This is a genomic window from Pseudomonas sp. KUIN-1 (genome assembly GCF_009176725.1).
GTDB lineage: Bacteria > Pseudomonadota > Gammaproteobacteria > Pseudomonadales > Pseudomonadaceae > Aquipseudomonas > Aquipseudomonas fragariae.
Map to the genome: position 1 here is coordinate 6,010,232 of NZ_AP020337.1, position 18,358 is coordinate 6,028,589.

Below are 18,358 nucleotides of genomic sequence, written 5' to 3' on the forward strand. Positions count from 1 at the left end.
CTTTTGAGCCTGGGGTTTGACGCGGAGCGTCAAGAACGGCATTCCCACGCTGGAGCGTGAGGAACGAGAGGTGTCTGGGCTTACGCTGATCGTACACCCATGCTCCGCGTGAGGATGCAGTCCCGAATGCAGGGTACCGCGCAAGGGTGTGACGCGGAGCGTCACGAACGGTATTCCCACGCTGGAGCGTGAGGAACGAGAGGTGTCTGCCGGAACGCTATCGTACCCATGCTCCGCGTGGGGATGCAGTTCTGGACGCTCTGCGTCCTGGCTTGAGTGTCAACTGTGGATAGTTATGGACGCGTGCCAATTCTGAGCATTGGCACGCGGGTCATAAGGGGCTGTGGATAACTCAGTCTTTGCTGATTTTCACCGGACGCTTCCAGCCTTCGATATTGCGTTGGCGGGCGCGGGCTACGCCGAGTTGTTCAGCAGGCACGTTCTGGGTGATGGTCGAACCGGCTGCAGTCGTCGCACCGTCCAGGATATCCACAGGCGCAACCAGAGAGTTGTTGGAACCGATGAAGACGTCTGCACCCAACGTGGTCTTGTGCTTGTTGGCACCATCGTAGTTACAGGTAATGGTACCGGCGCCGATATTGGTGCGTGCGCCAATTTCGGCGTCGCCCAGATACGTCAGGTGGCCGACCTTGGCGCCCTCGCCCAGGTTCGCATTCTTGAGCTCGACAAAGTTACCCACATGCGCCTTGGCACCCAGCACGCTGCCTGGTCGCAGGCGTGCAAACGGGCCGGCATCGCTGCCCTCACCCAGGATCGCACCTTCGATGTGGCTGTTGGCTTTAACGACGACACCCTTGCGCAGGGTGCTGTCCTTGATGACGCAGTTCGGACCGATGACCACGTCATCCTCGATCACGACCTTGCCTTCAAGAATCACATTGATATCGATCAGCACGTCGCGCCCGACAATGACTTCACCGCGCACATCGAAGCGCGCAGGGTCACGCAGGGTCACGCCAGCCGCCATCAGACGGCGGGCTTCGCGCATCTGGTAATGACGCTCCAGCTCGGCAAGCTGCTTGCGATCATTGGCGCCCTGCACTTCCATCGCGTCGTGGGGCTGCTCTGTGGCAACCACCAGGCCGTCATTAGCCGCCATGGCGATCACGTCGGTGAGGTAATACTCGCCCTGGGCATTGTTGTTGGACAGCCGCCCCAGCCAGTCAGCGAGATGAGCGGCCGGCACGGCGAGAATGCCGGTATTGCCTTCGGTGATAGCCTTCTGCGCGTCACTCGCGTCTTTATGCTCGACAATGGCACAGACACGATTCTGATCATCGCGAACGATACGGCCGTAACCGGTAGGGTCATCCAGCGTAACGGTCAGCAGACCCAGTTGCTGCGGGTTGACCCGTTCGAGCAGGCGCGAAAGCGTCTCCACTTCGATCAACGGTACATCGCCATAAAGAATCAACACGGTGTCAGCCGTCAGTGCGGGCAGCGCCTGAGCAACCGCATGGCCGGTACCGAGTTGCTTGTCCTGCATCACGAAATTCAAGTCATCGGCTGACAGCTGCTCACGCACGGCATCAGCGCCGTGGCCGATCACGACATGTATGCCACTTGGGGATAACTGACGCGCGCTGTGGATAACATGACCCAGCATGGAATTGCCGGCCACGGGGTGCAGAACCTTCGGCAGCGCGGAACGCATCCGGGTACCTTGGCCAGCAGCGAGAATAACGATATCGAGAGACATGATAGGACTACCAACTGAGCGGCAACCGGACCGAAGACGGGCTGACTTGAAAGAGGAAATCTGAAAAAAGAAAAAGGGTAGCCGAGGCTACCCTTTTTCTCAATCGCGCATCGAGTGCAGCAGGGTTAGCCGCCGAACTTCTTGCGAATTTGCTGAACGGTGCGCAGCTGAGCTGCAGCCTCGGCCAGACGAGCAGTTGCAGATCCGTAATCGAAATCTGCGCCCTTCTCGTTCAGGGCCTTCTCTGCAGCCAGTACGGCCGCCTGAGCAGAAGCTTCATCCAGGTCGGCAGCACGTTGCACAGTATCGGCAAGCACCTTGACCATGTTCGGCTGAACTTCAAGGAAACCACCGGAGATGTAGAACACCTCGGCTTCCCCACCCTGCTTGATCAAGCGGATCGGCCCCGGCTTCAGATCAGTGATCAGCGGCGCGTGGCCTGGAGCGATACCGATATCACCCAGGTTGCCGTGCGCAATCACCATCTCGACCAGACCGGAGAAGATTTCCCCTTCCGCGCTGACGATGTCGCAATGGACTGTCATAGCCATTTGCTTGCCTCAACCTAATAGCGCCCGTTGCCGGGCGCCGGGATTACAGTTTCTTGGCTTTCTCGATCGCTTCTTCGATGCCGCCGACCATGTAGAACGCTTGTTCTGGCAGGTGGTCGTAGTCACCGTTGAGGATGCCTTTGAAGCCAGCAATGGTGTCTTTCAGGGAAACGTATTTACCCGAAGCACCGGTGAAGACTTCTGCCACGAAGAAAGGCTGGGACAGGAAGCGCTGGATCTTACGAGCACGGTTAACCAACTGCTTGTCGGTCTCCGACAACTCGTCCATACCCAGGATCGCGATGATGTCTTTCAGCTCTTTGTAGCGCTGCAACACATACTGAACGCCGCGAGCGGTGTCGTAGTGTTCCTGGCCAATGACGTTCGGGTCCAGCTGGCGCGAAGTCGAGTCCAGTGGATCTACCGCCGGGTAGATACCCAGGGAGGCGATGTCACGGGACAGTACGACGGTGGCGTCCAAGTGGGCAAACGTGGTCGCTGGCGACGGGTCAGTCAAGTCGTCCGCTGGTACGTATACGGCCTGGATCGAGGTGATCGAACCATTCTTGGTGGAAGTGATGCGCTCTTGCAGAGTGCCCATCTCTTCAGCCAGGGTCGGCTGGTAACCTACTGCGGAAGGCATACGGCCCAGCAGTGCGGATACTTCGGTACCGGCCAGGGTGTAACGATAGATGTTGTCGACGAACAGCAGAACGTCGTTACCTTCGTCACGGAACTTCTCGGCCATGGTCAGGCCGGTCAGTGCTACGCGCAGACGGTTACCCGGCGGCTCGTTCATCTGACCGTAGACCAGTGCCACTTTGTCCAGAACGTTGGAGTCCTTCATCTCGTGGTAGAAGTCGTTACCCTCACGAGTACGCTCACCCACACCGGCGAACACGGAATAACCGCTGTGCTCGATGGCGATGTTACGGATCAGTTCCATCATGTTTACGGTCTTGCCGACACCGGCACCACCGAACAGACCGACTTTACCGCCTTTGGCGAACGGGCAGACCAGGTCGATAACCTTGATGCCGGTTTCCAGAAGGTCGTTGCCGCCTGCCTGCTCAGCGAAGGACGGTGCAGGACGGTGAATGCCCCAGCGCTCTTCGGTGGCGATCGGGCCAGCTTCGTCGATCGGGTTGCCCAGCACGTCCATGATCCGGCCCAGCGTCGCTTTACCGACCGGTACGGAGATGGCTGCGCCAGAGTCTGTGACTTCCAGACCACGCTTCAAGCCCTCGGTGGAGCCCATCGCAATGGTACGAACCACGCCGTCGCCCAGCTGCTGCTGAACTTCCAGGGTGGTTCCTGCCGCGCTCTGAACTTCCAGCGCGTTGTAGATACTCGGTACGCTATCGCGTGGGAATTCCACGTCGATCACGGCGCCGATGATTTGAACGATACGTCCGCTACTCATTAGCTGGTTCCTCTAATATTTGAACCGTTAAACCGCGGCAGCGCCGCCGACGATTTCCGAGATCTCTTGGGTGATCGCTGCCTGACGCGCCTTGTTGTAGATCAGCTGCAAATCGCTGATCAAATCACCGGCGTTGTCTGTGGCGTTCTTCATCGCGATCATCCGCGCTGCTTGTTCAGCTGCGTTGTTCTCGACCACCGCCTGGTACACCTGCGATTCCACGTAGCGAACCATAAGGCCGTCTAGCAGCTCTTTGGCATCGGGTTCGTAGAGATAGTCCCAGTGGTGCTTGAGCCCTTGATCCGGGGTTGCCACCAGCGGAATCAATTGCTCCACTGTTGGTTGCTGGGTCATGGTGTTGATGAACTTGTTGGATACCACGGACAGGCGATCAATACGGCCATCCAGGTAGGCATCCAGCATCACCTTGACGCTGCCGATCAAGTCGTTGATCGACGGCTCTTCGCCCAGGTGGCTGATCGCAGCGACGACGTTACCGCCGAAGTTGCGGAAAAATGCCGCACCTTTGCTGCCGACCACGCACAGATCGATCTCTACACCGTTTTCACGGTTCACCGCCATGTCCTTGACCAGAGTCTTGAACAGGTTGGTATTCAAGCCACCACACAGACCACGGTCACTGCTCACGACGACATAACCGACGCGCTTCACAGGGCGCTCGATCATGAACGGGTGGCGGTACTCCGGGTTGGCGTTTGCCAGATGACCAATCACCTGACGAATGCGCTCCGCGTAAGGACGGCTAGCAGCCATGCGCATTTGAGCCTTGCGCATTTTGCTGACCGCCACTTTTTCCATGGCGCTGGTGATCTTTTGCGTGCTTTTGATGCTCGCAATCTTGCTGCGAATCTCTTTTGCGCCTGCCATGTAACACCTATCAGGTTAGCAAGCGGGAGCCTTGCGGCCCCCGCTGCGGCTTACCAGGTTTGGGTGGCCTTGAACTTCTCGATGCCGGCTTTCATGCCAGAATCGATTTCGTCATTGAAGTCACCCTTCACGTTGATCTTCGCCATCAAATCGGCGTGATCGCGGTTGAAGTAAGCAATCAGCGCTTGTTCAAAGCTGCCGATCTTGGCGATTTCGACGTCAGTCAGGAACCCACGCTCAGCGGCATACAGCGACAGCGCCATGTCAGCGATCGACATTGGTGCGTATTGCTTCTGCTTCATCAGCTCGGTAACGCGCTGACCATGCTCAAGTTGCTTGCGGGTCGCCTCGTCCAGGTCAGAAGCGAACTGGGCGAATGCCGCCAGTTCACGGTACTGAGCCAGAGCGGTACGGATACCACCGGAAAGCTTCTTGATGATCTTGGTCTGAGCGGCACCACCCACACGGGATACCGAAACACCGGCGTTCACAGCCGGACGGATGCCGGAGTTGAACATGGCCGATTCCAGGAAGATCTGACCGTCGGTGATGGAAATCACGTTGGTCGGAACGAACGCGGAAACGTCGCCAGCCTGGGTTTCGATGATCGGCAGTGCGGTCAGGGAACCGGTTTTGCCGGTCACTGCGCCGTTGGTGAACTTCTCTACGTACTCTTCGGAAACACGCGATGCGCGCTCCAGCAGACGGGAGTGGAGATAGAACACGTCGCCTGGGTAAGCTTCACGGCCTGGTGGACGGCGCAGCAGCAGGGAAATCTGGCGGTAAGCCACTGCTTGCTTGGACAGATCGTCATAAACGATCAGCGCGTCTTCACCGCGGTCGCGGAAGAACTCGCCCATGGTGCAACCCGAGTACGGTGCAAGGAACTGCAGCGCAGCGGATTCGGAAGCACTTGCAGCCACGACGATGGTATTAGCCAGTGCGCCGTTTTCTTCGAGCTTGCGAACAACGTTGGCGATGGTCGATTGCTTCTGACCGATCGCTACGTAGACGCAGAAGATGCCGCTGTTCTTCTGGTTGATGATTGCGTCGATGGCCAGAGCGGTTTTACCGATCTGACGGTCACCGATGATCAGCTCACGCTGGCCACGGCCGACAGGAATCATGGCATCGACAGCCTTGTAGCCAGTCTGTACAGGCTGGTCTACCGACTTACGCCAGATCACGCCTGGAGCAACTTTCTCGACCGCATCGGTCTCGGTGTTGTTCAGCGGACCTTTGCCGTCAACTGGGTTACCCAGTGCATCGACAACGCGACCCAGCAGTTCCTTACCCACCGGAACCTCGAGGATGCGGCCAGTGCACTTGGCGCTCATGCCTTCAGCCAGAGTCGTGTAAGCGCCCAGTACAACGGCACCCACGGAGTCTTGCTCAAGGTTCAGCGCCATACCGTAGACGCCGCCCGGAAACTCGATCATTTCGCCGTACATTACGTCGGCCAGACCATGAATCCGCACGATACCGTCAGACACGCTGACGACTGTGCCTTCGTTACGGGCTTGGGAGGTTACATCGAGCTTGTCGATGCGACCCTTGATGATTTCACTTATTTCGGAAGGATTGAGTTGCTGCATTGCTCTGCTGCCCCTTCAAACTCAAGATTTCAATGCTTCGGCTAGTTTCGCGATCTTGCCACGAACTGAGCCATCGATAACCAGGTCGCCGGCGCGGATGACGACACCCCCTATAAGAGAGGCATCCTCCGCAGCATGCAGGCGCACTTCCCGGCCGAGCCGTGCACTGAGAACCTTGGCGAGTTTGTCTTGCTGTTCTTGGTTCAATGCAAAAGCACTGGTGACATCCACATCGACCGATTTTTCCTGCTCGGCCTTGTACAGGTCGAACAGTTCGGCGATCTCCGGCAAAAGCGGGAGGCGGTCGTTTTCAGCAACGACGTGAATGAAATTCTGTGCCTTGGCATCGAACTTTTCGCCACACACTTCAATAAAAGTGGTGGCCTTTTGTGCGCTCGTCAGTCGCGGGGCCTTGAGCATGCGCTGCATGGTGTCGTCTTGCGACACCGCAGCAGCCAGGCCGAGCATGGCTGACCAATTGGCCAGCTGCTGGTGGGCCTGCGCATGCTCGAAGGCCGCCTTCGCGTAAGGTCGGGCCAACGTGGTCAGTTCTGCCATGATCGCCCTCGCTTAAATTTCAGCAGCCAGTTTGTTAACCAGCTCCGCGTGCGCGTTTTGATCGATTGTGGCACCCAGGATCTTCTCTGCGCCATTGACTGCCAGGCTACCCAACTGGGCGCGCAAGGCGTCTTTGACACCGTTCAGTTCCTGCTCGATCTCGGCCTGAGCCTGAGCCTTCACACGGTCAGCTTCAACGCGTGCCGTTTCACGGGCTTCGTCGACAATCTGAGTACCGCGTTTCTTGGCTTGCTCAATGATCTCGGCTGCTTGAGCTTTAGCTTCGCGCAGTTGTTGACCCGCTTTTTCTTGGGCCAGCTCCAGGTCGCGAGCTGCTCGGGAAGCAGCGTCCAGTCCATCCGCGATCTTCTTCTGACGTTCGTGCAAAGCCGCGATGACCGGAGGCCACACGAACTTCATGCAGAACAGCACAAAAATGAAGAACGCAACGGACTGGCCAATCAGGGTTGCATTAATGTTCACGCCAACACCTCGCTCGTTCGTTGTCCATCACACCAATCAACTCGAAAATTCGAGTGATCAGCCAGCGAGTTGACCAACGAAGGGGTTCGCAAAGGTGAAGAACAGAGCGATACCAACACCGATCATGGTCACGGCGTCGAGCAGGCCCGCAACGATGAACATTTTAACTTGCAGCATTGGAACCATTTCCGGCTGACGCGCTGCGCCTTCCAGGAACTTGCCGCCCAACAGGCCGAAACCGATTGCAGTACCCAGTGCGCCCAGGCCGATCAACAGTGCAACAGCGATAGCGGTTAGACCAACTACAGTTTCCATCTTTCCTCCCGACTTTTACGTCGTATTGGTTAGGTTTTTTTAATTGAAGCGGTAAAACAAAATCGTTTCTACATCAGCCCTTGCGGGCACCGCCTCGCCACTGGCGAGACGGTCATCAGACGCGTCCTGAGACGAATCTCAATGGTTATCTTCGTGAGCCATCGACAGGTAGACGATGGTCAGCATCATGAAGATGAACGCTTGCAGGGTGATGATCAGGATGTGGAACACAGCCCACGCCCACTGCAGCACTACACCCAGACCGCTGAGCCACAACAGACCGCTGCCGAACATCACGGCGATCAGGATGAAGACCAGCTCGCCAGCATACATGTTGCCGAACAGACGCAGAGCCAGGGAAATCGGCTTGGCGATCAGCGTCACGAATTCCAGCAGGAAGTTGACCGGGATCAACAGCGCCTGAACGAACAGGTTCTTGCTGCCGAACGGGTGAAGGGTCAGCTCGCCGATGAAACCGCCGATGCCCTTGACCTTGATGCTGTAGAAAATGATCAGTGCGAACACGGACAGGGCCATGCCCAGCGTGGCGTTCGGGTCAGTGGTCGACACGGCACGGAACGGAATGTGCGAGTCACCCGAGATCATCATCGCCAGCTGTGGAATCCAGTCCACCGGTACCAGGTCGACCGCGTTCATCAGGAAGACCCAGACGAAAATGGTCAACGCCAGTGGCGCGATAACCGCGCTGCGGCCGTGGAAGCTGTCTTTCACGCTGCCGTCGACGAACTCGACCAGCACTTCGACGAAGTTCTGCAGTGCGCCAGGCTGACCGGAAGTTGCCTTCTTGGCCGCCATGCGGAAGATCAGAACGAAAATCAGACCCAACGCAACCGACCAGCCGAGGGTATCGACGTGGAAGGCCCAGAAACCCATTTCCTTGGCTTCCGCTGCGGTGTGGGCAAAGCCCCATTCGCCATTGGGCAGGTGCCCGAAGGTAAGGTTCTGCAAGTGGTGCTGGATATAGCCCGAAGCTGTTTGCTCTGCCATGGTTGCCTCAAACGCCCTAAGGTCTCGAAAGTCTTGTTCTCGTAAGCAGGGGAGCGAACCAGTTGACCACCTGGATCAACATGAACACGCCGAATACAGCCAGCGGCGCCAAAGGCTTCACACCTGCGAACGTCAATGCAAAAAGCACTGCCGTGAAAATCAGTTTGCCTGCCTCGCCGGCGTAGAACGACCGAACGATGGCTTGCGCTGCTCTGGCCCCGGAAAACCGGAATGCCTTGTGAGCAAAGTATAAATTGGGTAGCCAGGCTATCAGGCCTCCGCAGAGTCCCGAATATCCTGCAACGACTCCTTGCCACTGCCACAGCACCAATGCGGCCATGAGCAGCACGATCAATTGAGCCAGCAAAAGCGGGAAAACCGCCAGGCGATAGAACGGCAAGCGGTCTGGCATGCGGGATTCCATCGCAACTGCTCCTTTGATGTCGGTCGCCATAATCAATAACTTGGCATAATTTGTGCCGACAAAATGCGCGCAGAGTATAGGGGCGGTTAAGCCCCTATTCAACAGTCGGGTAGTGATTTCCGACTATACGCTACAGAGCAATTGTTTCAGCGGATGTGAGCGAGCACTCCCTGAAGCTCGTCCAGCGAGTTGTAACGGATGACCAATTGCCCTTTGCCCTTCTGACCGTGACGAATCTGCACTGCAGAGCCCAGACGCTCGGCCAGGCGCTGTTCCAGGCGGCTGATGTCCGGGTCGGTCTTCACCGGCTCGGCAGCCTCTGCCTTGCCGCTCAGCCACTGCCTGACCAGTGCTTCGGTCTGGCGCACGGTAAGCCCGCGTGCGACAACGTGTCGCGCACCTTCGACCTGCCGATCTTCACCCAGCCCGAGCAAGGCGCGAGCATGACCCATTTCCAGGTCGCCATGAGACAGCATCGTCTTGATGGCCTCCGGCAAGGCAATCAGGCGTAACAGGTTGGCCACACTGACTCGCGACTTGCCGACGGCATCGGCCACCTGCTGCTGGGTCAGTTGAAACTCCTGCTGCAGGCGCTGCAGTGCCATGGCCTCTTCGATCGGGTTGAGGTCCTCACGCTGGATGTTCTCGATCAGCGCCATCGCAATCGCGGTTTCGTCCGGCACATCGCGGACCATCGCCGGGATCGTCTCGACTCCCGCCTGCTGGCTGGCACGCCAGCGACGCTCGCCCGCAATGATCTCGAAGCGGTTGTCACCGATAGGACGCACCACGATCGGCTGCATCACGCCCTGCGACTTGATCGACTGCGCAAGTTCTTCGAGTGCCTGCGGGTCCATGTCCCGGCGCGGCTGGTACTTGCCGCGCTGGATCAGGTCCAGCGGCACATGCTGCAACTCACTTGGCGGGGCCTTGACGGCCTGTTCTTCCAGCGAACTGACGGTTGGACTGCTCAGAAGTGCGTCCAACCCACGTCCGAGACCTCGTTTCTTGACGGCCATGGGAATTCCTTAGGTTGGCTGAGCGGTTTTTGCGCCGCGACGTTGACGACGAACCAGTTCACTTGCCAGGGCCAGATAGGCCAGCGCACCGCGAGACGACTTGTCATACGCCAGCACGGGCATGCCGAAACTCGGAGCCTCGGCCAGACGGATGTTTCTCGGGATCACGGTGTCGTACAGCTGCTCGCCGAAGTGTTCCTTGAGCTGCGCCGAAACGTCGTTGATCAGACTCAGCCGCGGATCATACATGGTGCGCAGCAAACCTTCGATTTTCAGCTGCGGGTTGAGCAGTTCAGCGATGCGCTTGATGTTATCCACAAGGTCACTGAGACCTTCGAGTGCAAAGTATTCGCACTGCATGGGGATAATTACGCCGTCTGCCGCGACCAGTGCGTTCAAAGTCAGCATCGACAGCGAAGGTGGGCAATCGATGAGAATGTAATCGTAATTCTCGCGGATAGGCGCCAGCGCATTGCGCAGACGACTCTCTTTCATCTGCATTTCCAGCAGAACCACTTCACCCGCCGTCAGATCACGGTTGGCCGGAAGCAGTTGATAACCACCGTGCTCGGAAAACTGCATGGCCTCGCCCAGATCGCATTCGCCGATCAACAGGTCGTAGACGGAGTTTTCCAGGTTGTGTTTATCCACACCGCTGCCCATGGTCGCATTGCCCTGGGGATCGAGGTCGATCAGCAGCACACGGCGCTTGGTCGCGACCAGCGATGCGGCGAGGTTGATGCATGTGGTGGTCTTGCCGACCCCACCTTTCTGGTTCGCTATCGCGAATACCTTAGCCATTCTTGCTTGTGTTCCCAGTCATGCCGTGCGGCGCAGTATCAGCAGATGGCGTTGGCCTTGGCAACCCGGAACGGTCAAGGCGTGTGCGCTATCGAGGTGAAAATCCGAGGGCAATGCTACCAGCTCATCGTCAGGATGCAGCCCTTTCATTGCCAGCCAGCGTGTATTGACGTCGCCCATGTGACGGGTCCAGCCGGTGAAGTCTTCCAGGCTGCTGAACGCACGGGAGATGATCCCGTCGAAAGGCACTTCGGGCTGATAACTTTCTGCACGGCTGTGGATAACTTCAAGATTATCCAGTTTCAGCTCAAGTTTGACCTGGGTCTGAAACCGGGTTTTCTTGCCATTGCTGTCCAGCAGCGCCACTTTGCGCTCCGGAAACAGGATGGCCATGGGAATGCCGGGCATCCCACCGCCGCTGCCGACGTCGATCCAGCGTGTTCCTTCGATGAAGGGCACCACACTGAGACTGTCGAGCAGATGCCTCGATACCATTTCGTCCGGGTTGCGTACCGCAGTCAGGTTGTAGGCCTTGTTCCACTTGATCAACAACGCCAGATACGCCAGCAATTGCTCGTGCTGGGCCGGACTGAGGTCAATCCCCAATTCCCTGGCACCGGTGGATAACTCTTGGGCGTGTTGCGGGGTGACCATAGAACTCAAGCGCTTTGCTCCAACTGACGGCCCGCGCCGCGTTTTTTCAAATGAATCATCAACAGCGATATTGCTGCAGGCGTAACACCGGGGATGCGCGATGCCTGTCCGAGCGTTTCCGGACGAGTTATCCCCAGCTTGCTCTGGATTTCTTTCGACAGGCCGGATATCGCGGCGTAATCGATGTCTTCCGGCAGGCGGGTGTCTTCACTGGCGCGCAAACGGGCAATTTCATCCTGCTGGCGATCAATGTAACCGGCGTATTTTGTCTTGATCTCGACCTGCTCGGCGACCTGGGGATCGGTGCAGCCCTGGCCAGTGATTGAAATCAGGCTGGCATAGTCGATTTCCGGACGGGTCAGCAGGTTGAGCAAATTGTATTCGTGGGTCAGTGGCGTGCCGAAGTGTGCGGCAATCGCATCGCCCTGCTCGGTACCGGGACGCACCCAGGTACTTTTCAAACGCTGTTCTTCCAGCTCGATGCTTTCACGCTTGGTGCAGAACGCAGCCCAGCGGGCGTCGTCGACCAGGCCCAGTTCGCGGCCCTTTTCGGTAAGTCGCAGGTCAGCGTTGTCTTCGCGCAGGATCAAACGGTATTCGGCCCTGGAGGTGAACATCCGGTAAGGCTCTTGCGTACCAAGCGTGATCAGGTCATCGACCAGAACGCCGATGTACGCTTCATCGCGACGCGGGCACCAGCTGTCTCGACCCTGTGCGCGCAGCGCGGCATTCGTCCCGGCCAGCAAACCCTGGGCACCAGCCTCTTCGTAACCGGTCGTGCCGTTGATCTGGCCAGCGAAGAACAGACCGCCGATGACCTTGGTTTCCAGGCTGTATTTCAGATCACGCGGGTCGAAATAGTCGTATTCGATGGCGTAACCAGGGCGAACGATGTGTGCGTTCTCCATGCCGCGAATCGACCGGACGATCTGCAGTTGCACGTCGAATGGCAACGACGTGGAAATACCGTTCGGGTACAGCTCGTGCGTGGTCAACCCTTCCGGCTCGATGAAGACCTGGTGGCTTTCCTTGTCGGCAAACCGGTGGATCTTGTCTTCGATCGACGGGCAGTAACGTGGACCAATACCTTCGATCACGCCCGAATACATCGGCGAGCGATCAAGGTTGGACGCAATGATCTCGTGAGTCCGCGCGTTGGTGTGGGTAATCCAGCAACTGACCTGCGGCGGATGCTGTTCCTTGTTGCCCAGGAACGACATGACCGGGATCGGCGTGTCACCTGGTTGCTCGGTCATCACCGAGAAATCCACAGAACGCCCGTCAATGCGTGGCGGGGTCCCGGTTTTCAGGCGGCCGACGCGCAGCGGCAGCTCACGCAGTCGTTGCGCCAGTGCGATCGAAGGAGGATCACCTGCCCGACCGCCCGAATAATTTTGCATACCGATGTGGATAAGTCCGCCAAGGAACGTACCTGTGGTCAACACCACGGAATCGGCAAATATGCGCATACCCATCTGGGTCACCACGCCGCGCACTTGATCCTGTTCAACGATCAGGTCATCGCAGGCTTGCTGAAATATCCACAGATTTGACTGATTTTCCAGGGTTTCACGAATGGCTGCCTTGTACAGCACGCGATCTGCCTGTGCACGCGTGGCCCGTACTGCCGGCCCCTTGCGGCTGTTCAGCACGCGGAACTGGATACCGCCCTTGTCAGTAGCCATGGCCATGGCGCCGCCCAGCGCGTCGATTTCCTTGACCAGATGGCTTTTACCGATACCACCGATGGCCGGGTTGCAACTCATCTGGCCGAGTGTTTCCACGTTGTGGGTCAGCAACAGGGTTTTGACACCCATGCGTGCCGACGCCAGTGCGGCCTCGGTACCGGCATGACCGCCACCGATGACGATCACTTCAAAACGGGAAGGGAAATCCACCACGCACCTCGTGCCTGTTGTCGATGAGAAATTGGGATAGCTGACAAGTATAGGGACTTACCCCACCTGAATGAAACCCGCTGGACAAAATTTAACCAGCTGTGGAAAAGTCGCGGATAAAGAAAATAAAAAGGAAAGAAAGTTTATAAAGCCTTGTTTTTATGTTTATTCTTACTGAGCCACCTTTCTGTGGATAGATTGCTACAGGCCTTTATTTGCAATGTGTACAGAGATTCAAAAGTCTGTGTTCATGTGGGGATGAGGGGGTTGGATAACCGTCTTGAGCCTGTTGATAAGATAGCCACTTGTCCACAGGGGGATTTATCTTCAGGTTTGCACCCCGCTTACCCACCGAGCTAAAGGGCAGTTATTCACAGGGCTTAATCCACAAAAAAAAGGCTCTTCAGCAAAAATCAGGCACGGAAAATCCCTCCTTCGGGCATTCCTGCTCGTCAGATTCAGGTGTCGAAGCAAAATTAAAGGAGGAAATGGCGGAGTATGTGGATAACGCTGCCGCTGAAAGAGGCGTTTTGTGGTGCTTGAAGGCATGACCCAGGGCGGGCCATGCCAAGAGGTTTACTTGCCGATGCAGAAGCTGGAGAAGATTCTGCCAAGCAGGTCGTCGGAACTGAATGCGCCGGTAATCTCGCCAAGCGCTTGCTGTGCCTGACGCAAGTCTTCGGCCAGCAGCTCTCCAGCGCCCGCCAGGGTGAGTTGAGCCCTGCCGTGTTCCAGCGAGTCACTGGCATGGCGCAGCGCCTCAAGGTGGCGTCGACGCGCGCTGAAGCTGCTTTCCGAGGTTTGTTCATAGCCCATGCAGGCCTTGAGATGTTCGCGCAGCAGTTCAAGCCCTTCGCCACCAGACCTGGCGCTCAGGCTGATGGTGACGTGGCCATCAACGCTGGTCTGCAGATTGATGGGGTCTCCACTCAGATCTGCCTTGTTGCGTATCAGCGTGACTTTCGACGGGTCCGGGCGCTGCTCGAGAAATTCGGGCCACAGTGCAAACGGGTCGGCTGCCTCCGGCGCGGTCGCATCCACCACCAGCAGAATCCGGTCAGCTTCGCCGATGGCCTTGAGTGCGCGCTGCACGCCGATCATTTCCACCTGGTCTTGAGTATCCCGCAGCCCTGCGGTGTCGACGACATGCAAGGGCATTCCATCTATGTGGATATGTTCTCGCAGTACATCGCGGGTGGTGCCGGCGATCTCGGTGACAATCGCCGCCTCCCTGCCCGCCAGAGCGTTCAGCAGACTGGATTTGCCCGCATTGGGGCGTCCGGCAATCACCACGGTCATGCCGTCGCGTAACAAGGCACCCTGCCCGGCTTCACGCAGCACTGTGGATAACTCGGCACGCACGTCATCGAGCATGTTCAGAACGTGGCCATCGGCAAGGAAGTCGATTTCCTCTTCGGGGAAGTCGATTGCAGCCTCTACGTAGATACGCAGGCTGATCAATTTCTCGGTCAAGTTATCCACACGCCGCGAGAAAGCGCCCTGCAGCGAGCGCAGTGCATTGCGCGCTGCCTGTGCAGAACTCGCCTCGATCAGGTCGGCAATCGCTTCCGCCTGGGCAAGATCGAGCTTGTCATTGAGAAACGCACGCTCACTGAACTCTCCCGGACGAGCCAGGCGGCTGCCCAGTTGCAGGCAGCGCTGCAGCAGCATGTCCAGAACGATGGGGCCGCCATGACCCTGAAGTTCCAGTACATCCTCGCCGGTGAACGAGTTGGGTCCCGGAAAATACAGTGCGATACCTTCATCGAGCACCTGCCCGGTGCCATCTACAAAAGGTCCGTAGTGGGCAAATCGTGGCTTGAGGGTCCGACCGATAATGGCTTCGGCGGCCTTGCCCGCCAGAGGACCTGACACCCGGATGATACCCACACCGCCACGCCCTTGGGCTGTGGCGATGGCGGCAATGGTTTCACGAGGAACGTTCATGCTCCGGCTCCCGGACAAATGACGGATAGCAAAACGCCCCACGAGGGGGCGTCTTGTAGAACTTATTCACAGGTTAGATCAGACAGCTGCTTTCTTGGTAGCCGCTTCGATCTTGCGAGTGATGTAAGCCTGCTGAGCGATCGACAGGGTGTTGTTCACAACCCAGTACAGAACCAGACCGGCAGGGAACCACAGGAAGAAGAACGTGAAAATGATCGGCATCATTTTCATGACCTTGGCCTGCATCGGGTCCGGCGGAGTCGGGTTCAGACGCTGCTGGATGAACATGGTCGCGCCCATGATGATCGGCAGGATAAAGAACGGGTCCTTGATCGACAGGTCGGTTATCCACAGGATCCATGGTGCCTGACGCATTTCCACGCTTTCCAGGAGTACCCAGTACAGCGAAAGGAAAACCGGCATCTGCACAAGAATCGGCAAGCATCCACCCAGCGGGTTGATCTTCTCTTTCTTGTACAGCTCCATCATTGCCTGGGACATCTTCTGACGATCATCGCCATGCTGCTCTTTCAGCAATGCAAGCTTCGGAGCCACGGCGCGCATACGTGCCATCGACTTGTAGCTGGCTGCGGAGAGCGGGAAGAACAGGCCTTTGATCAGCATGGTCAGAACAATGATCGACCAGCCCCAGTTACCGAGAATGGCGTGGATATGTTGCAGCAGCCAGAAGATAGGCTGGGCAATGAACCACAGGAAACCATAATCGACAGTCAGCTCCAGGCCTGGGGATAACTCTTTGAGTACCGCCTGGCTTTTCGGACCTGCATACAGGGTGGCACTGGTTTCACCTTGTGCACCAGGTGCAACCGACAGAGTCGGACTGGTGAAGCCGATGATGTAGTTGCCCTGGCTGTCTTTGCGGGTCTGAACGGCGTTGGTTGCGTTGTGATCCGGAATCCACGCAGTCACGAAGTAGTGCTGCAACCATGCAACCCAGCCGCCCTGGACAGTTTCCTTGACCTGGCCCTTATCGATATCTTTCATCGACACTTTCTTGTACGGCTCGGCCGCAGTCCACAGGGCAGCGCCCAGATAGGTAGCAGTGCCGGTAGCAGTCGTCGAAGAAGGATCGGAGCTGGCATCGCGCTTCAATTGCGCGAACAGATTGCCGGACCAGGGTTGTGCGCTCTGGTTATCCACAACGTAAGTCATGACCAGATCGTACAGACCGCGCTTGAACGTGAAGCGCTTGATGTAATTGACACCGTTTTCCGAGAATTTCAGATCCACGACCATCGTGTCCTGGCCGTCAGCCAGTTGATAAGTCTTTTGTGTGGAGGTGTAAACCGGACGACCGGCAGCGCGAGCATCAGGACCATTGGTCCCGGTCAGGCCACTTTGTGCCAGAAAAGTACGCTCGCCACCGTTGTCGAACAACTGGAACGGAACGTCAGGACGATCCTGACGACGCGGGTACAGAGGCAAACGAAGTTGAACGACGTCGCCACCCACCGGATCGATCGCCAGATCGAGCACATCGGTCTTGACGTGGATAAGGTCTTTGCTGGCTACGGCCGGAGTTTCAAGAGGTGCTGCAGCCGTATTGGCAGTAGCGTTTGCGCTTGGAACATCGGCACTTGCAGAACCATTAGTACCAGCGGCCGTATCCGGAATACCCGGTGCGGTGGTGCTGGCTGCAACATTCTGGGTCGGCATGGCAGCCTGGCCATAGTCTTGGTTCCATTTCAGAACCCCGACGTAGGTCACGATTGCCAGGGCGACGATCAGGATCGTGCGTTTAATATCCATGATTACTCGGCCATCGAAGAAGAACGGGAGGTGGGGACAGCTGGAACCGGGTCATAACCACCGGGATTCCATGGGTGACAGCGACCAAGACGACGAATTGACAGCCAGCCACCGCGCAAAAGGCCATGATTCTCGATGGCTTCATACGCGTAGCAGGAGCAACTGGGGTAGAAACGACAGTGACTGGCCATCAGCGGGCTAATGGCATAGCGATAAAACTGGATCGGAACGAGTGCCAGTTTACGCATCTGGACTGTCTACCCCTGCAGGTTCGGATTTTTCTTCCGGAATGGGTCGGCTACGCGCCAGACGTTTCCAGAGCTTGCCGAAATGCTGAATCAGTTCAGGGTTTTCTACGTCACCCAAGCCTTTACGCGCGACGATAACGATATCCCAACCGACCAAACTGTCTTGGTGTTGGCGAAATGATTCGCGCATCAGGCGTTTCAAACGATTGCGCTCGACGGAAAGCTTCACGCTCTTTTTACCTATCACAAGCCCCAGGCGGGGATGATCAAGGTCGTTGTTGCGCGCAAGGAGCAGGAGATTTTTCCCCGGAACCTTGCCGGTAGGGGAGTCAAAGACTGCCTTGAAATGCCGGGGAGTGAGCAAACGCTTTTCCCGACTGAAGTCTCGACTCACCTCCTGTGCCGATTTATCAAACTGCCAGACGCTTACGGCCTTTGGCACGACGACGCGAAAGAACTGCGCGGCCGTTTTTGGTGGCCATGCGTGCACGGAAACCGTGGGTGCGGGCGCGCTTGATAGTGCTGGGTTGGAAAGTACGTTTCATGGCGTGTTACCTGGTTCGTCCACTACGGGCCGGAATGGCCCCCGTTTTAAGAGACCGGGGATTCTAGAGAAAGCGGGCCCGCAGGTCAATTTCCAACCAGCTTTTCTTCATGGGCGTCTTTTTATAGCTGAACGTCCTCTTCCTCTCGTTCACCGCTAGGCTGACCCGATCCTGTTATAGAAATAAAAAGAAGAGAGTATTTAAAGCTTCTTTATAAAGCTTATAACTCTTAGGCAGCGCTTTTCTGTGGATAACCTCTCACAGCCCTTGTTATTCAATGTGTACAGAGGTTAGAAAGGTTGTCGAGAAACGGTGCCCTGCCTGTGCCGGACCCTCGGAAAAGCTGTGCATGGAACGCTGTTTTATCCACAGGCGAGTTATGCACAGAGTTCAAGCCTGACTTATGCAATGGGCTGAAGACGGGTTATCCACAGAGCTTAGGCATCGACCGTTTGTCGTGTGCTTCAGGCATAAATCGTTGATTTATAGCTGTCTGTGAGCAACCTACATG

The 18,358-nt window shown here is 57.1% G+C and carries 19 protein-coding genes; all 19 read right to left on the reverse strand.

From position 1 onward, the window contains the following. Positions 1-352: 352 nt before the first annotated feature. The 19 genes from glmU to rpmH all read right to left on the reverse strand — a co-directional run bounded on the left by glmU (position 353) and on the right by rpmH (position 17,847). Positions 353-1,720: a bifunctional UDP-N-acetylglucosamine diphosphorylase/glucosamine-1-phosphate N-acetyltransferase GlmU gene (gene glmU, locus KUIN1_RS27340; protein WP_024652500.1), complete on the reverse strand. Its 1,368-nt coding sequence runs from the start codon at positions 1,718-1,720 to the stop codon at positions 353-355. A gap of 125 nt (positions 1,721-1,845) precedes the next feature. After that, on the reverse strand, positions 1,846-2,271 hold the full coding sequence (locus KUIN1_RS27345) for a F0F1 ATP synthase subunit epsilon (RefSeq protein ID WP_003413751.1): 426 nt from the start codon (positions 2,269-2,271) through the stop codon (positions 1,846-1,848). 43 nt (positions 2,272-2,314) lie between these two features. Next, entirely contained in the window at positions 2,315-3,694 is a 1,380-nt protein-coding gene (atpD, locus tag KUIN1_RS27350; protein WP_002555982.1) for a F0F1 ATP synthase subunit beta, read from the reverse strand. A gap of 27 nt (positions 3,695-3,721) precedes the next feature. Next, positions 3,722-4,582: a F0F1 ATP synthase subunit gamma gene (gene atpG / locus KUIN1_RS27355; RefSeq protein WP_003367855.1), complete on the reverse strand. Its 861-nt coding sequence runs from the start codon at positions 4,580-4,582 to the stop codon at positions 3,722-3,724. A 50-nt stretch (positions 4,583-4,632) separates the two neighbouring features. Further along, positions 4,633-6,177 carry a F0F1 ATP synthase subunit alpha gene (gene atpA / locus KUIN1_RS27360; RefSeq protein WP_002555984.1) on the reverse strand — a complete coding sequence of 515 codons (1,545 nt, stop codon included), beginning with the start codon at positions 6,175-6,177 and terminating at the stop codon, positions 4,633-4,635. A gap of 21 nt (positions 6,178-6,198) precedes the next feature. Beyond that, positions 6,199-6,735 carry a F0F1 ATP synthase subunit delta gene (locus KUIN1_RS27365; protein WP_003315956.1) on the reverse strand — a complete coding sequence of 179 codons (537 nt, stop codon included), beginning with the start codon at positions 6,733-6,735 and terminating at the stop codon, positions 6,199-6,201. Positions 6,736-6,747: 12 nt separating this feature from the next. Next, positions 6,748-7,218, reverse strand: a complete 471-nt coding sequence (locus tag KUIN1_RS27370) for a F0F1 ATP synthase subunit B (RefSeq protein ID WP_003401414.1) — start codon at positions 7,216-7,218, stop codon at positions 6,748-6,750. A 57-nt stretch (positions 7,219-7,275) separates the two neighbouring features. After that, complete coding sequence (atpE, locus tag KUIN1_RS27375) at positions 7,276-7,533, reverse strand: F0F1 ATP synthase subunit C (protein ID WP_002555987.1); 258 nt, start codon at positions 7,531-7,533, stop codon at positions 7,276-7,278. A gap of 138 nt (positions 7,534-7,671) precedes the next feature. Next, positions 7,672-8,541: a F0F1 ATP synthase subunit A gene (atpB, locus tag KUIN1_RS27380; protein WP_003315954.1), complete on the reverse strand. Its 870-nt coding sequence runs from the start codon at positions 8,539-8,541 to the stop codon at positions 7,672-7,674. A gap of 16 nt (positions 8,542-8,557) precedes the next feature. After that, positions 8,558-8,965, reverse strand: coding sequence for a F0F1 ATP synthase subunit I (locus KUIN1_RS27385; RefSeq protein ID WP_002555989.1), 408 nt, complete (start codon positions 8,963-8,965; stop codon positions 8,558-8,560). A 146-nt stretch (positions 8,966-9,111) separates the two neighbouring features. After that, positions 9,112-9,984, reverse strand: a complete 873-nt coding sequence (locus KUIN1_RS27390; RefSeq protein ID WP_003315951.1) for a ParB/RepB/Spo0J family partition protein — start codon at positions 9,982-9,984, stop codon at positions 9,112-9,114. 9 nt (positions 9,985-9,993) lie between these two features. Then, entirely contained in the window at positions 9,994-10,785 is a 792-nt protein-coding gene (locus KUIN1_RS27395; RefSeq protein ID WP_002555991.1) for a ParA family protein, read from the reverse strand. Between the two features lie 18 nt (positions 10,786-10,803). Continuing rightward, a complete protein-coding gene (gene rsmG, locus KUIN1_RS27400) occupies positions 10,804-11,448 on the reverse strand; it encodes a 16S rRNA (guanine(527)-N(7))-methyltransferase RsmG (protein ID WP_003367844.1) in 645 nt (214 codons plus the stop codon). Further along, positions 11,445-13,337 (reverse strand): tRNA uridine-5-carboxymethylaminomethyl(34) synthesis enzyme MnmG, encoded by a 1,893-nt coding sequence (mnmG, locus tag KUIN1_RS27405; RefSeq protein WP_024639355.1) that lies wholly within the window; start codon positions 13,335-13,337, stop codon positions 11,445-11,447. The genes rsmG and mnmG overlap by 4 nt, the downstream gene beginning before the upstream one ends. Before the next feature lie 576 nt (positions 13,338-13,913). Continuing rightward, the gene (gene mnmE / locus KUIN1_RS27410) at positions 13,914-15,284 is read right to left on the reverse strand and encodes a tRNA uridine-5-carboxymethylaminomethyl(34) synthesis GTPase MnmE (protein WP_011269445.1); all 1,371 of its coding nucleotides are present in this window, start codon (positions 15,282-15,284) and stop codon (positions 13,914-13,916) included. Between the two features lie 78 nt (positions 15,285-15,362). Continuing rightward, positions 15,363-17,054, reverse strand: a complete 1,692-nt coding sequence (gene yidC, locus KUIN1_RS27415) for a membrane protein insertase YidC (RefSeq protein WP_003401421.1) — start codon at positions 17,052-17,054, stop codon at positions 15,363-15,365. A gap of 2 nt (positions 17,055-17,056) precedes the next feature. After that, complete coding sequence (yidD, locus tag KUIN1_RS27420) at positions 17,057-17,302, reverse strand: membrane protein insertion efficiency factor YidD (protein WP_002551313.1); 246 nt, start codon at positions 17,300-17,302, stop codon at positions 17,057-17,059. After that, positions 17,295-17,696, reverse strand: coding sequence for a ribonuclease P protein component (gene rnpA, locus KUIN1_RS27425; RefSeq protein WP_002551314.1), 402 nt, complete (start codon positions 17,694-17,696; stop codon positions 17,295-17,297). The genes yidD and rnpA overlap by 8 nt, the downstream gene beginning before the upstream one ends. A 16-nt stretch (positions 17,697-17,712) precedes the next feature. Further along, a complete protein-coding gene (rpmH, locus tag KUIN1_RS27430; protein WP_002551315.1) occupies positions 17,713-17,847 on the reverse strand; it encodes a 50S ribosomal protein L34 in 135 nt (44 codons plus the stop codon). Between the last annotated feature and the right edge of the window lie 511 nt (positions 17,848-18,358).

Excerpts from the sequence above, each read along its gene's own strand:
- glmU (WP_024652500.1), bottom strand. The coding sequence starts at position 1,720 with ATGTCTCTCGATATCGTTATTCTCGCTGCTGGCCAAGGTACCCGGATG.
- KUIN1_RS27345 (WP_003413751.1), bottom strand. The coding sequence starts at position 2,271 with ATGGCTATGACAGTCCATTGCGACATCGTCAGCGCGGAAGGGGAAATC.
- atpD (WP_002555982.1), bottom strand. The coding sequence starts at position 3,694 with ATGAGTAGCGGACGTATCGTTCAAATCATCGGCGCCGTGATCGACGTG.
- atpG (WP_003367855.1), bottom strand. The coding sequence starts at position 4,582 with ATGGCAGGCGCAAAAGAGATTCGCAGCAAGATTGCGAGCATCAAAAGC.
- atpA (WP_002555984.1), bottom strand. The coding sequence starts at position 6,177 with ATGCAGCAACTCAATCCTTCCGAAATAAGTGAAATCATCAAGGGTCGC.
- KUIN1_RS27365 (WP_003315956.1), bottom strand. The coding sequence starts at position 6,735 with ATGGCAGAACTGACCACGTTGGCCCGACCTTACGCGAAGGCGGCCTTC.
- atpE (WP_002555987.1), bottom strand. The coding sequence starts at position 7,533 with ATGGAAACTGTAGTTGGTCTAACCGCTATCGCTGTTGCACTGTTGATC.
- atpB (WP_003315954.1), bottom strand. The coding sequence starts at position 8,541 with ATGGCAGAGCAAACAGCTTCGGGCTATATCCAGCACCACTTGCAGAAC.
- KUIN1_RS27385 (WP_002555989.1), bottom strand. The coding sequence starts at position 8,965 with ATGGAATCCCGCATGCCAGACCGCTTGCCGTTCTATCGCCTGGCGGTT.
- KUIN1_RS27390 (WP_003315951.1), bottom strand. The coding sequence starts at position 9,984 with ATGGCCGTCAAGAAACGAGGTCTCGGACGTGGGTTGGACGCACTTCTG.
- KUIN1_RS27395 (WP_002555991.1), bottom strand. The coding sequence starts at position 10,785 with ATGGCTAAGGTATTCGCGATAGCGAACCAGAAAGGTGGGGTCGGCAAG.
- mnmE (WP_011269445.1), bottom strand. The coding sequence starts at position 15,284 with ATGAACGTTCCTCGTGAAACCATTGCCGCCATCGCCACAGCCCAAGGG.
- yidC (WP_003401421.1), bottom strand. The coding sequence starts at position 17,054 with ATGGATATTAAACGCACGATCCTGATCGTCGCCCTGGCAATCGTGACC.
- yidD (WP_002551313.1), bottom strand. The coding sequence starts at position 17,302 with ATGCGTAAACTGGCACTCGTTCCGATCCAGTTTTATCGCTATGCCATT.
- rpmH (WP_002551315.1), bottom strand. The coding sequence starts at position 17,847 with ATGAAACGTACTTTCCAACCCAGCACTATCAAGCGCGCCCGCACCCAC.